Source organism: Erythrobacter sp. F6033, assembly GCF_023016005.1.
In the GTDB taxonomy this organism is placed as follows: Bacteria; Pseudomonadota; Alphaproteobacteria; order Sphingomonadales; family Sphingomonadaceae; genus Erythrobacter.
In genome coordinates, this window is the sequence record NZ_JALKAZ010000001.1 from 487,788 (window position 1) to 500,939 (window position 13,152).

Here is a 13,152-nt window from a genome sequence, read left to right on the forward strand (position 1 = left end):
GACACTCATGCTCGCTAATGCATTGAAGTCCAGTCGAAGTTTAGCCCACAGTTTATCCCCATAGTGTTTGCTCACCTACCTTAGAATGCTGGTTTGAACCTGATATGTTCATGATATGAGCAAACCCTCTCCTGCGGCGCTTCCCTACGCCGATCGCCCGCTCAATGTCGTCTATAAGGCGGCCGCGAGTCTTGTTCCCGACCCCCGCAATGCGCGCACGCATCCCAAGCGGCAGATCGAACAGATCATCGCCTCGATAAAGGCGTTCGGGTTCACCAACCCGATCCTTGCTGATCCGGACTGCAACCTCATCGCAGGCCATGGCCGATTGCGAGCAGCCAAGGAGATGGGTCTTGCAGAAGTGCCGGTGATTGAACTGGCCGGTTTATCTGAAGCGCAGAAGAAAGCGCTGCGGATTGCAGACAACAAGATCGCGCTCAATGCCGGTTGGGATATGGAAATCCTCAAGCTCGAGCTGACCGAGCTATCGATGCCCGAGATCGATATTGATCTGGGTCTGACCGGGTTCAGTTCCGGCGAGATCGACGTCGTGCTGGCGGACAGCCCGGACCCGGACGACGAAGTGATACCTGAAGTGCCTTCCGAACCGCGCGTAAGGACCGGAGACATTTGGCAACTTGGCGAACACCGCGTCGCGTGCGGTGATGGCCGTGATACAGATTTTCTGGCCAAGCTGATCGGCGAGGGCGGACAGATCGACTGCGCGTTTTTGGATCCGCCTTACAATGTGAAGATCAACGGACATGTCAACGCGGCCGGCCGACACCGCGAGTTCGCAATGGCTTCCGGCGAAATGAGCGACAACGAGTTCCAGACCTTTCTCACCGATACATTAGGTGCCTGCGCCAAAGTATCGCGCGACGGCGCAGTCCACTTCGTTTGTATGGACTGGCGCCATATGGATGACGTCACAGCATCAGTAACCGAAGTCTACAAGAAGCTGCTGAACATCTGCGTATGGAACAAGAGCAATGCCGGGATGGGATCGCTCTATCGGTCCAAACACGAAATGGTGTTTGTTTACCGGGTGGGCGATGCGCCGCACACAAACGCGGTGGAGCTCGGCAAGCACGGCCGCAACCGCACCAATGTCTGGGACTATGCCTCGGTCAACTCGATGCGCGGATCACGGCGCGAGGATCTGGCGCTGCATCCTACGGTCAAACCGGTTGCAATGGTGGCGGATGCGATCTGCGATGTGACGCGCCAAGGCGAACTGGTGCTCGACATCTTCCTGGGCTCGGGCACCAGCCTGATCGCAGCAGAGCGGGTAGGGCGCGCGTTCAGAGGTCTCGATATAGACCCGGCCTATGTCGATGTGGCGATGACCCGCTGGTCACAGATCACGGGCAAAGAACCCAAGCTGATCCATCGATCGTCGAGCGGAGACTACAAGCTAGAGAACGCGGAATGAGCCGCGGCGGCGATACCCGTTTCAAAAAGGGGCAGTCGGGCAATCCCGCAGGCAGGCCGAAGAAGCGCCGCCCCAATGTTTCTGCATTCGATATTGTCTTCGACAAGGTTCTCACCGTCAATGAAGGCGGCAAGCCCCGCGAGTTGACCGTCGAGGAAGGCCTGCAGCTCCAGACCTATCAAGCGGCTTTGGGTGGGAGCAAAATGGCGATCCGTCAGGTGCTCAAGATGATCGAAAAGCGCGAGACGGCGCTTGCGAAGCGTAACAAGCCGGCCACCAGACAAATCAGCACGGTGCACGAGCAAAGCGCCCACAATGCGACCGAGGCTCTCGCCATTCTGGGCATGATTGAAACTGAGCCAGAGCCAAGTTTAGGTTCTGATGCCGAACCTCGCTGGAAGGTGACGACTTGGGCCGCACAAGCTGGCTTGAGCCGCCCGGGTAAGCGTCAACTGGAGGCGAAGGACATTAGCGACATAAAGTTCTTCACCAAAGGTTCTGAGAGGCTGCGCTGGCCGCGGGGGAGCGACGCATGAATCAGCGAAAAGCCAATGCTCAAACGGATCAATCACAGTCGGTAGGCTACGGCAAGCCGCCGAGCGCGACCCGGTTTAAGAAGGGCCAGTCCGGCAACCCAAAAGGGCGGCCAAAAGGCAAACGCAACTCACAGATCCCGTACAATCATGTTCTGGGACAAATGGTCACGGTACGAGAGGAAGGACGCAAGCGCCGGATCACCGCGGCTGAGGCATTTATCCTTCAGCTCACGCAGAGAGGACTGGCCGGTGACAGCGCGGCGGCTCGGTCATCATTGGCTGCCATTGAAACCGCGCGTGCGAAGAGTGCGGATGCGGAAGGTCTTGGGATCACGAAGATCGTGACTGTGCCCATGCAGATCGAGTGCGTTCTACGAACGCTCGGCATGACCACAAAGAAGTTCCCAACCGACAAAAAGCGCGTGCGTTGGGAAATCAATCCTTGGGCGGTTGAGGCCGCACTCGCTAGGCTTGGCGAACAACAGCTCACTGAGGCGGAACAACGCGAGGTGTGGAACTGCACCCGTATGCCGCACAAAGTGAACTGGCCGGACTGGTGGACGGTCACTGAGTGAACGGCTGCTTTGCGCCCCAACATAAGACGTAGTCATTCGAGATCTTAGTGCCCGAAAGCGGACATTCTCTGTGGCCATTCCGGCCACGGGGAATGACAATGACTTACTCACCCTTCGATCCTGCAGCTCAAAACCGAGTGCCTTGGAATTTTGGAGCGAAGATTGGGCCCAAGCGTCCATTCAATCAGAAACAGATTTGGGCGATCCGTTTCTTTCTAGATCGCGAAAAGCGCGTTCGAGATCGCGCGCTGTTTGATCTGGCGATCGATAGCAAGCTGCGAGGCTTTGATCTTGTTGAGTTGAAGATCGGTGACTTGGTCAGCGGTCTAGAGATCAGAGCGCGAGCAACTATCACTCAGCGCAAGACCGCTCGGCCTGTTCAGTTCGAGATTGCGGCAGATGCGCGAGCAAGCCTGTTTACCTGGCTGGAACTGCGAGGAGGTGACGTCGAGGACTTCGTCTTTCCAAGCCGAGTGGATCACACCCGTCATTTGAGCACCCGACAATACGCTCGCCTTGTCGATGAGTGGGTTGCAGCGATTGGCTTGCGTCCGGAGGAATATGGCACATATTCGCTTCGTCGAACGAAGGCTTCGATCATCTACAAAGCCACGGGCAACGTCCGAGCGATCCAGATATTGCTCGGTCATTCCAAGATTGAAAACACGGTCCGATACCTTGGTGTCGATATAGAAGACGCTCTTACCCTTGCAGAGAAGACTGAGATTTGACCGCTCACGGGCGCTGGCTCGAGAGCTGGCGTCCGTTACTGGGGGTGGAAGCGGACATCACGTCCATAGCTAGAACCAAGCCCTCAGGCCGATCACGACCTTCAACCCATCCGGGTCTTCGCCAGCGGCTCTGGCGATGTCTGCGGTTTCCCCCAACGCAGCCTCATATTCGATGCCGACATACGGCGCGAACTCGCGTTCGATCTCGTAGCGCAGCCGCACACCCGGCTCGATCTTAGTGATCCCAGCACCAATCCCGCGTTCGGGAATATCTTGCGCCGCCAATTCCACCTCAAGGCGCGGCTGCACGATCAGCCGCTGCGTGATCTTCTGATCGTATTCGCCTTCCAAGCGCGCCATAAGATCGCCTCGATCCGACAAGAAGAGCGCACCATCGACATGGAACATATAGGGCGCAAGGCCCTGAACACCGACAACCAGATGCCCACGTGTGTCCGGCTTTGGGTCAAAGCGCACACCCGCTTGCAGATCAAAGAAGGGGCCAATGGCGCGGCTGTACAGTGCCTGTATTTCCGCGTCCTCCAACTCACCGCTGAACTCGCCTTCACCCTCTGTTTTCAAAACAAAGCGGTTGATGTCGCCGCCGTAGAAGGCTTGCGCATCCCAGACATATCCGTCCTCGCCGCCATCTGTTGCGACGCGAGCCTCAAGTCTTTCAATGAGAACGCTTCCCGTGCGCATCCCGCCATTTTCGCGGGCAAGATTTTCACGGCTTGGTGCCATGGCGCCAGCTCCCCAGATCGCATCGGCGGCATGGCGCGGGCCATCGAAGGCTCGCGCGGGCACTGCATCTTCGGGCGCGGCACCGGGAACAGACTTGTTTGGGGCGGCCCCATGGCCACTATGGTCCATCCTGGAATGATCCATTGAGCCATCATCCTTCGCGCCATGCTGCGAGTGGTCCATTGCCGAATGGTCGGGCGCGGCATGTTGCGAATGGTCCATCTTGCTGTGGTCCGGTGCTGGAGCGTCCTGATCTTCTGCGGTTTCCTCAGCCTTAGGCGGGCATTGCTCGGGCGGCAAATGGCCCATGGCGCAATGATCCGTTTCCGTTTCAGGCTTGGCATCCCGCGCTCCATGCCCGGCATGGCCGCCGTGCCCCGAATGATCTTGAGCCGCCGCAGCTATGGGCGAGAAGGCGAGCAAAGCGGCGGCGATTTTTGCAAAGCGCGTCATGCTGGGAAAGGTCGCACGGTCACAACCTGCATCATGCCTGCGTGCATGTGGTAAAGCAGGTGGCAATGGAAGGCCCAGTCGCCCGGCTCGTTCGCGGTGAGATCGAATGTCGCCGTGCCGCCCGGTTGCACCACCATTGTGTGCTTCAAAGGCTGGTGCGTATGGTCCGCGCCGTTCACCATCTCGAAGAAATGGCCGTGCAGGTGGATCGGGTGCGCCATCATGGTCTGATTGACCAGCTTCACACGGACACGCTCATCATATCCGAAACGGATCGGGTCATCGGTGACGGCAGTGAACTTCTTGCCGTCAAAGGACCACATATAGCGTTCCATGTTCCCGGTGAGATGTATCTCCATTTCCCGGTCAACTTCGCGGTGCGGGTTCATGCGTTTGGCTTTGAGGTCGGTGTAACGCAGCACGCGGTGCGGAACTTTGTCTAAGCCAAGGCCGGGGAAGTCCATCCGGTCCATTGGCATCGGCGCGACCATATCGACGCCGGGTCCGGCCTCGACATCATCGGGGAGCAGCGAGGTGTCGCGCATATCGTGATCCATGCTGCCCATATCGCCATGGCCCCCACCATGACCCATCGCAGCGTGATCCATCATGCCCATGTCGGTCATGGTCAGTGTCGGTATCTCACGCAAGGCGGGAGGAGTGGCGATATGGCCGGGATGCGAAGTAAGGCTGGCAACGCCCATCCCGCTTCGATCCATGGCTTCTGCAACGATGGCGTGACTGCCATCTATGGGCTGGACGATGACGTCATATGTCTCGGCAACGCCAATCTGGAACTCGTCCACCTCGACTTCATCAACGTCCTGTCCGTCGGTTTGAATAACCGTCATAGGGACGCCGGGTATGCGGACATTGAAGAATGTCATAGCACTGCCGTTGATAACGCGTAGCCGCACACGCTCGCCGTGTTTGAACTCCAGTTGCAGATCATCAGAAGGGCCGTGACCATTGATGAGATAGGTGTAAGTTTGCCCCGATACGTCCGCGATGTCGCGTGGGTTCATGCGCATCTGGCCCCACATGCGGCGCATCTCGCCCGACATCTCACCCTCGGTCGCGCTTTGCATCTGATTTTGGAAATAGTGCTCCCCAACTTTCAGCAGACGCATAATCTGATGCGGATGGATCGGAGTGAACTCACTCAGCAGCACCACATAGTCGCGATCATAGCGCGGGTCCGGTTTTTCGCTCTCGATGATGATCGGACCATAGTGGCCAGCCTGCTCTTGCAGGCCAGAGTGCGAGTGCCACCAATAGGTTCCTGTCTGACGGATCGGAAACTCATAGGTGAAGGTCTCACCCGGCTTGATACCGGGGAAGCTGACACCGGGAACTCCATCGAATTGAAACGGCAACAGCAGGCCGTGCCAGTGGATCGAACTGTCTTCGTCCAGTTTGTTAGTGACGTGCAGGCGAACGTCCTGCCCCTCGCGTAAGCGGATAAGGGGACCGGGCACAGTGCCGTTCACCGCAAAGGCGTGACCTGACTGTCCGCCCGTCATGAAGTGCGCATCCCCGATCGAGAGCTTTATGTCTTCGCCGGATAACTCGCCAAAACCGTTCTTTGCATGCGGCAGCGAGCCGCCCTGCGCCCAAGCAGGCATGGGCAGCGAAGATGCTGCGGCCAATGTGGCAGTGCTGGTGATAAGTTTGCGACGGGAGAGCTTAGGCATATAGAACAAAATCTCTGTTGAACGAGTGAGATGACGTTTATATACCCCCCTAGGGTATTTCAATCAGAAAGCGAACTATGGCCAAAGACTCCGCAACAACTAAGGGCGCCAAGCTGAACCGCCTCAAGCGGATCGAGGGCCAAGTGCGCGGCGTCGCGCAGATGGTCGAGGATGACCGTTATTGCATGGATATCCTCCAACAGATCGCCGCGATCAAATCAGCACTCGCGAAGGTCGAAACGCAGGTACTGAAGGATCACGCGGCTTGCTGCGTTGCGGAAGCTATCGCCAGTGGTGACGAGGGCGAACAGCGGGAGAAGTTTGAGGAACTTGTGGACCTGCTGGAGCGGACACGGAAGTAGCGTGAGCAATGTCCGCAATTGGGTCGTTGCCAGTCAGTTCGTTCTTAGCGCCAAAACCAGTCTAGCCGCCAGTCAGTCCCCGCATCACCCGATTTGCCGCTAAGAGGCTGTTTATGGGGTGGGAAGCGGACCGTTGGAGTTCAATTTCTGCCCTCACTGGCTTTCCAGTTGCTAGCCGCCCAAAGCCCTGCACCGCCAAGCACAAGTTCGATGGCAACTTCGCGTAGCGGTTGAGTAGTTAAGAAATCCAAGCCTTCAATCCAGACCCCGCCGAGCCTGCTCAATCCCACAGAAATGAAAATAATCGCTGCAATGAGGCTGCGCTGCTGTTGAGACAATTGAATGTGACCGCCGAACAGCAAGGTTAGGGCAATCCCAATCTCACCGCCGCCGATCATGGCGCGCATTGCTGTGCGCGCCGATGGTTGGTCGAGGTTGATATCGTAATAGTGCAAAATTTCTGGCTGAACAAAAGTGACTATCGCTAATGCCAGAAAAATGCAGCCAGCAATGGTAGGGTAGAGGCGGCTGGCACCGTTGCGGAAGCAGCTGATCAAAAGAACCGCCTTGTCCCGCGTTTGTAGTCCAAATACTCTTCGCCATATTGCTGCTCTAGCCATGGTTCCTCGAAGATGGGAGCGAGCAAATACAAGGTGGCCCAGAACACCAACAATATCCAGACCAGCGGCGTGTTGGCCAGCAAGCCCCAGCCAATCATGCCAACCCATGTCGCGACGTAGACAGGGTTACGGCTTACGCTGAACCACCCTTGGGTCTTGAGGCCATGTTTCTCGCCGAAGGCATTGCGCCAGCCCATCTGGAAAGTGACCCAGAAAGCAAGCGAGAACCCTATCACCAACAACAGAGTTCCAATCGAATATTGAGGGAGGGAGGACGCGGGAGGCACAGGCTCGAAAAATAGAAACGAAAGCGCCGCCAATGGGTAAAGAAACAACCGAAACAGCGTCATGAAGGTTCGGTGCTGCCAACCCTCTTTCGTCGGTGGCGGGAAGAACTTGAATTTACCACTCAAGGCCGCAAATGCAGCCAGGATGACTATCGCGGATATTGCGCAGGCCGATACGCCAAATAATATCCAAGGCGTGGACGAAGGAAAGTCGATCATCAGTGTTGCTCCTATAGCCAGCGCCTTGTCTGCTCGCGATATGCGGCAAAGGCATTTCCGAAGTTCTCTTCAAGAACACGCTCTTCTGGAATGATCTGAAAGACGGTTATGGAAATTGCATAAAGCAATGCCCCGCTAAACGCGGCGATGTTCTGCCAGGCGAAGGCCAAACCAAGAAGAACAAGCAGCATGCCGAGATACATGGGATTTCTCGTGAAGCGATATAGACCTGTTGTTACCAGCCGCTCGGCTTTTTCAGGTTCAATCGGATTTACCGTTGTCCCTGCCCTTGCGAATGATCTTACAGATAGCAGCAGCAGTAGCGAACCAGCCAGAACCATCGGCACCGATAGCCAAAAGAATACTCCGGACTGGATAGTTAGGAATGGGATGTTCACCGCTAAAAAGTAACTCGCAATGCCATAAATGGCGAATTGCAAGAGCGGCGGAAAATAGAGCCTTTTGGTGTCTTTGGCAGGCTTGCTTTGCGAAGATTTGCTCATCGTTTCACTCACTTGAAAATGATTCGATGTAGGTGATACAGTCTACAGCGACTGTAGAGGCAAGAGAGAAACGCACATTCTTATGAAACCAATGACAATTGGCCGTCTATCTAGCGCTGCAAACGTAAAAGTGACCACTATTCGCTACTATGAAAGCATCGGTTTGATGGGCATCCCAGAGCGCAGCGCGAGTGGACAAAGGCTATACGGTAGCGTTGACGTGGAGCGTCTATCATTTGTCAGGCATGCCCGTGAACTTGGTTTCTCGATGGAAGCAATCAAGGATTTGATTGGATTGCAAACCGAGCCCGATCAAGACTGCTTAGCTGTAGACACAATTGCACAGAAGCAACTTCTCGAAGTGCAAAAGCGGCTTGCTCAGCTTGAAGCCTTAGAGCGTGAGTTAAAACGCATGATCGAGAATTGCCAAGGCGGCAAAGTTGGCGGGTGCCAAGTCATGGCTGCAATCAATGATCATTCTGAATGCGAGGCCGACAGACACGAGCGTTTGAAGTCGCTCTAAAGCGAAAATTCTCCAAAGGCCGCAATTTGGTCGTGAGCCGGAAGGTCCGCTCGGTGTGCCTTGCTGGCCAGAACCGGACAGTCCGTTTCCGGCCCACTTTGAGCCATCGCTTGTTGCGCGGTTCTGGGGGTGAAAGCGAACTGTCGCTTCCGTTGAAAAACAACGCTGTTAAACGCAATTGCGCGAGGTTGCGGTTCCTGGAAGCGCCACAGACCTTCCATGGCTTCAAAAGGATCTTGGCGGTAGCTCTACAGCCTCTCCCAAAGTCGCCCGTTCATCAGTTCCGGTTCTATAGGTGCATTCTTGATCACAGCAGTTAGGTTCTGGTGCCATTCAACATCGCGCCACATGCCAACGAACTGCGGCCCACAGAAGTTGCTCGTTGCGTTGACCAGCCAGCGCCCCGTCGCGGCGGCCGAGAGCGTCCCAACTGAACAGACGTCCTTGACCCAATCCCATGGCAGCAATGGCCAGTCCTTATAGTCAACTATGGCCCAGCACTCGGTTATAATCATGGGCTTACCCGTGTTCCTCGAAATATCAGCGAGTTCCGCGATTTCTTCTCTGAGCAGCGTGTCCCAATATTCCGGACGCGCAGCATAGGTGGACGCGGCCAGCTGCTGCATTTCGATATAGTCATCTTGCGAGAAGCGCTGATACTCGTAGCCAATGATGTTATAAAACTCATTGCCGTTTTCGTTCACCATCCATTCGTGGTGATCGATAGCATCCAAGTACGACAGATCGTGACGGGCATAATCTTGAATGTCACTATTGTTGGTTGAGAATAGGAATGGGATCTCCGGATAGTCAGCGCGCAAGGTCGCAAATGCTCTGCGCATAAAGTGCTCTGCCCGTGGGGCATGAAACTCACCCCATTGCAGTTCCGGCTGCATAAATGGCGCCCACAATGGCCCTGGCCACTCGTTGCAAACATCTACATACAGCACGCTATCCAGCAGCCCTGCAGCATTGATGTGATCAAGAGTAGATTTCCAGATGCGCGCCAACGCTTCACCATCGGTGATTTGCAAACGAACATTGTCGAGATCTTCCCGAAACCAACTTGAAATTCCCAGCTTGATATCGCGTTGCTGGCACTTGCTGAGAAATTCGATCAAAGCAGGCAGAACCTGCACATCGACGAGTCCCGGCGCGCCCCAATCTTGTACGTGCCAAACTGGCTTAAGCCGCCAAGTTTTCATCGGATTGGCATCAATAAGGTGCGGATAGACGTCAATTCGAATAGCATCATAGCCCCGCTCGACCAGCTCATCGAGCGCTTGATCCCAATTCTCGTAACCAGCGCCAGGCCATCGCCTTTCAAGCCATGAGAAATCCCACATAGTTATCGCACGAGGGCGTTTTGTTCCGCGATGCTCGGACGACACGTTGGATGCAGTCGCCGGCATTGCTGCCAGGCCGCCCAGTGTAGCGCTAAGGCCTGCGAGAAATTCCTTTCGATTTAGCACTTAAACACCTTTCTCGTAGTTCTCGTCAGACAAGCCGTGTTCGAACGCTCAATCACAAAAAGCGATCCTAAGCAGCGCCGCTTCCAGCCACAGATCAAGATCATTGAGAAACCAATATGACATCGTTGTCAATAAGTTCGTATCTAATGAGTGCTTCAACTGAAGCACTCTCACGAACGCACACTAGGCGACTCATCGGGACTAGGCTCGTCTAGGAGCTTAGGGCCTCGGGGCAGATCGAAAACCCGGCACTTTCGGGTCCAATCTATCTGCTACATCCTAGATTTTGACGCTAGCTTTCTCTGCATAAGGCCATCACGTCTGCATCTGGGGCGTGAGCTGAATGTCGGCTTTGACGAATTCCACCCTTCAAAGCGGACTTCTGCATCCGGCCCAAAAGACGAACGAAGGAAGATTAGAGGGAGAAAGGCCGCTGGCCTGCGCTCTTAACTTGGAGCGGTACTTCAAACTGTGCTGTTGGCGGTCTCGCCATGGGCTTGCTAAGGTAGGGGCCTGCTAGAGGAGAACTATTATGGCCATCGCAGACCAAGTCCCCGTCAATTCGGGTTTTCCAGCCCGCACGGATGGTGCGGATGTCATTCGGGATGTGGACTTGGTGGGAAAAACGGCAATTGTCACGGGCGGCTATAGCGGCATTGGCTTAGAAACTGTGCGTGCGCTCGCCAACCAAGGAGCGCGCGTAATTGTCCCCGCGCGTAGTCGGGACAAGGCAACATCAGCGCTCGCGAGCCTTAGTGACCAGGTCGAGATAGGCGACATGGATTTGGGCGACATCGCTTCGGTTAGGCGGTTTGCTTCAAGCGTGTCGAATTCGCTGACACGCGTCGATCTTTTGATCAACAACGCCGGTATTATGGCTTGCCCTGAAACGCGGGTCGGTCACGGCTGGGAAGCGCAATTTGGCACAAATCACCTGGGGCATATGGCATTAGCGCTAGGGCTCATGGACGTGCTGTGCAAAGCCACAGGAGCTCGAGTTATCACCTTGTCATCAACGGGACACAAGCTCAGCAACATTAGATGGGATGATATCCAATTCACAAAGACCCCATATGAGAAATGGACTGCTTATGGGCAATCAAAGACTGCAAATGCGCTATTCGCTAATGCGCTGAGCAGACGCTTGAAACGATCTGGCGGACTTGCTTTTTCTGTACACCCAGGGGGAATATTCACGCCCTTGCAACGCCACCTTTCGATAGAGGAGCAGGTGACCTTAGGCTGGCTGAACGAAGATGGCAGTCCATCTGAACTCGCCAAGTCGGGCTTCAAGACGCCCGAACAAGGATGCTCTACGACACTCTGGGCCGCGACCAGCGACAAGCTAGATGGCAAGCCAGGCGTATACTGCGAGGATTGTGATATCGCCGTGCCAACGGAGCTTGGTAGCCCGACGGCTCGCTTTCGCGGTGTTGACGCCTACGCGTGTGACGATGAGGCAGCCGAACGGTTGTGGGAAACGAGTGAAGCGACGTTGGCAGGGAACTGATCGCATCCGATGGCAAAACACCCTAGCCTAAGCGCGGTCTTTCGCTGTGAAACAAGTGCTGACATGAGCAGAAAAAATCACAGCTAGGTGACTTATGTCCGAATCTGGCATCGTAAGCATAAGATCCCTTTGGCGCCTACTTCAGCCATTAGCAGACATTCCGCTAACGGCCCACAATATGCCAATTTAGGGCGAGGCGGCGCTAGTTGCTGTCGGGCTGATGCAGTCCATGTCTAGTATACGTAAATGATCGCGTTCCATCGGCCAGTTCAAAACCTTCGAACACCTCCAAAAACTGGCGGGCTTGATCCAGGTCACGAAAATAGATGGCTGTGGCGTGGTGTGTCGTTCCGCGCGAGGGATGCACTGCGAAATCCCACGACCCCAAGTTCTCGCTCAACCAGCTTTCCATATCGATTGGCCATCGAACCGTTCCACCTTCTGGAACGGCAAACTTTATACGGATTGGAAACGCTTTGTCGTCGATGGCAGATTGAGGAGTTGAGCGCCTTGGCATCATCGGAACATAAAAAGAACAAATGTGATTCGCAATCCTATTATCCCCGCTGCGTCCAGAGTTGTTCGGTGCGATCAATTTGAACGTCGCCTTTGTATGGCTGGCAAAGATGCCTTGCCTCCAAATGCGACCCGTTTTGCCAGAGCGCGAACTGCTTCGGTTCGAGAATTACCGGCATGCGACTATGAACTTGTGCTGCCGCTCCAGCACTGTCCGTCATCACCATTGAATAACATTCACCCCATTCATCAAACGCACGCCAAATTCCTGCGACTGCAAAAAGCTCTGTGTTTGGCAATGAAAGCCAAGTACGCACTTTTTTGCCTTTAGCGCCTTCCGCCTCAGCCCAGGCATTCAACGGAATAAGGCAACGCCGTTCCTGAAATGAGAAGCGCCACATAAAGCTATCTAGCTTGTCTGAACGCGCATTGTTGACCGGTTTCGGCTTCAACGAATTTCCAGTTTTCTTGCTCTTTTGAACGAGTGGGAAGCCCCATGTCATTTGCTTTAGTTCGCCGTCAGCGACAACCGCACCGGGATAGCCGGGGTAAACTTCGACGCCGAAATTTGCACCGCTCAAGCTGTCAGCGGCGTTGAACCATTTGGCAACTTCGGCCGGCATCGTTCCAAGTTTGTAAAGGTTGCACATTTGAATCTCTTTTTTGCAGAGTGCTCATTGAGCGAACTGGAGCGAGAAGCCAATCCGTCGCGCATTCCAATTCTCACTTGGCCCGCAGAAGAATTGCAACCCGAACAGATTTTCAACTCCATGCGACTTAGTCAAAGCCTCTGTATTGCCGAACTCGTAAATCAGCATCAGATCGTCCGAGTGCCGATCGGACTTAAGTCATAGAGAATTACTGGGCCCTAGTAGCTTCTCGCGCAAACGAGGGCCTTTAGCTCGTATTTTGGGCCGAGCCGAGAATCTACTTTTAGCGCCCCGGCCGCCAAGAGCGGCCATTCTGCTATTG

At 55.0% G+C, this 13,152-nt stretch carries 14 protein-coding genes; 7 read left to right on the forward strand and 7 right to left on the reverse strand.

Translation table 11 applies throughout. The annotated features are described in order from the left end of the window. Window positions 1-115 precede the first annotated feature (115 nt). The 4 genes from MWU39_RS02455 to MWU39_RS02470 all read left to right on the forward strand — a co-directional run bounded on the left by MWU39_RS02455 (window position 116) and on the right by MWU39_RS02470 (window position 3,277). On the forward strand, window positions 116-1,435 hold the full coding sequence (locus tag MWU39_RS02455) for a DNA methyltransferase (RefSeq protein ID WP_247158387.1): 1,320 nt from the start codon (window positions 116-118) through the stop codon (window positions 1,433-1,435). Then, window positions 1,432-1,971 (forward strand): DUF5681 domain-containing protein, encoded by a 540-nt coding sequence (locus MWU39_RS02460; RefSeq protein WP_247158388.1) that lies wholly within the window; start codon window positions 1,432-1,434, stop codon window positions 1,969-1,971. The genes MWU39_RS02455 and MWU39_RS02460 overlap by 4 nt, the downstream gene beginning before the upstream one ends. Continuing rightward, window positions 1,968-2,546 (forward strand): DUF5681 domain-containing protein, encoded by a 579-nt coding sequence (locus MWU39_RS02465; protein WP_247158389.1) that lies wholly within the window; start codon window positions 1,968-1,970, stop codon window positions 2,544-2,546. Before MWU39_RS02460 ends, MWU39_RS02465 begins: the two co-directional genes overlap by 4 nt. Before the next feature lie 98 nt (window positions 2,547-2,644). After that, window positions 2,645-3,277 carry a tyrosine-type recombinase/integrase gene (locus MWU39_RS02470; protein WP_247158390.1) on the forward strand — a complete coding sequence of 211 codons (633 nt, stop codon included), beginning with the start codon at window positions 2,645-2,647 and terminating at the stop codon, window positions 3,275-3,277. Window positions 3,278-3,346: 69 nt separating this feature from the next. Here MWU39_RS02470 and MWU39_RS02475 read toward each other — a convergent pair whose 3' ends face one another. Both MWU39_RS02475 and MWU39_RS02480 read right to left on the reverse strand, forming a co-directional pair. After that, a complete protein-coding gene (locus MWU39_RS02475; protein WP_247158391.1) occupies window positions 3,347-4,474 on the reverse strand; it encodes a copper resistance protein B in 1,128 nt (375 codons plus the stop codon). Beyond that, window positions 4,471-6,168 (reverse strand): copper resistance system multicopper oxidase, encoded by a 1,698-nt coding sequence (locus tag MWU39_RS02480; RefSeq protein ID WP_247158392.1) that lies wholly within the window; start codon window positions 6,166-6,168, stop codon window positions 4,471-4,473. Before MWU39_RS02480 ends, MWU39_RS02475 begins: the two co-directional genes overlap by 4 nt. Window positions 6,169-6,245: 77 nt before the next feature. Here MWU39_RS02480 and MWU39_RS02485 point away from each other — a divergent pair, with 77 nt between their 5' ends. Then, a complete protein-coding gene (locus tag MWU39_RS02485; protein ID WP_247158393.1) occupies window positions 6,246-6,530 on the forward strand; it encodes a metal-sensitive transcriptional regulator in 285 nt (94 codons plus the stop codon). Between the two features lie 140 nt (window positions 6,531-6,670). Here MWU39_RS02485 and MWU39_RS02490 read toward each other — a convergent pair whose 3' ends face one another. Genes MWU39_RS02490 through MWU39_RS02500 form a run of 3 tightly spaced genes read right to left on the reverse strand, consistent with a single transcriptional unit; the run spans window position 6,671 to window position 8,171 of the window. Next, the gene (locus MWU39_RS02490) at window positions 6,671-7,087 is read right to left on the reverse strand and encodes a DUF4345 family protein (protein WP_247158394.1); all 417 of its coding nucleotides are present in this window, start codon (window positions 7,085-7,087) and stop codon (window positions 6,671-6,673) included. Then, window positions 7,084-7,656, reverse strand: coding sequence for an isoprenylcysteine carboxylmethyltransferase family protein (locus MWU39_RS02495; RefSeq protein ID WP_247158395.1), 573 nt, complete (start codon window positions 7,654-7,656; stop codon window positions 7,084-7,086). The genes MWU39_RS02490 and MWU39_RS02495 overlap by 4 nt, the downstream gene beginning before the upstream one ends. Window positions 7,657-7,667: 11 nt before the next feature. Beyond that, window positions 7,668-8,171, reverse strand: coding sequence for an isoprenylcysteine carboxylmethyltransferase family protein (locus tag MWU39_RS02500; protein ID WP_247158396.1), 504 nt, complete (start codon window positions 8,169-8,171; stop codon window positions 7,668-7,670). 79 nt (window positions 8,172-8,250) lie between these two features. On the opposite strand from MWU39_RS02500, the gene MWU39_RS02505 reads away from it, so the two are divergent. Further along, the gene (locus tag MWU39_RS02505) at window positions 8,251-8,682 is read left to right on the forward strand and encodes a helix-turn-helix domain-containing protein (RefSeq protein ID WP_247158397.1); all 432 of its coding nucleotides are present in this window, start codon (window positions 8,251-8,253) and stop codon (window positions 8,680-8,682) included. A gap of 248 nt (window positions 8,683-8,930) precedes the next feature. Here MWU39_RS02505 and MWU39_RS02510 read toward each other — a convergent pair whose 3' ends face one another. Next, a complete protein-coding gene (locus tag MWU39_RS02510) occupies window positions 8,931-10,028 on the reverse strand; it encodes a cellulase-like family protein (RefSeq protein WP_247158398.1) in 1,098 nt (365 codons plus the stop codon). Window positions 10,029-10,686: 658 nt separating this feature from the next. On the opposite strand from MWU39_RS02510, the gene MWU39_RS02515 reads away from it, so the two are divergent. Continuing rightward, window positions 10,687-11,664 carry an oxidoreductase gene (locus tag MWU39_RS02515; protein ID WP_247158399.1) on the forward strand — a complete coding sequence of 326 codons (978 nt, stop codon included), beginning with the start codon at window positions 10,687-10,689 and terminating at the stop codon, window positions 11,662-11,664. A 557-nt stretch (window positions 11,665-12,221) separates the two neighbouring features. Here MWU39_RS02515 and MWU39_RS02520 read toward each other — a convergent pair. Then, entirely contained in the window at window positions 12,222-12,830 is a 609-nt protein-coding gene (locus MWU39_RS02520) for an SOS response-associated peptidase family protein (protein WP_247158400.1), read from the reverse strand. Window positions 12,831-13,152: the final 322 nt, after the last annotated feature.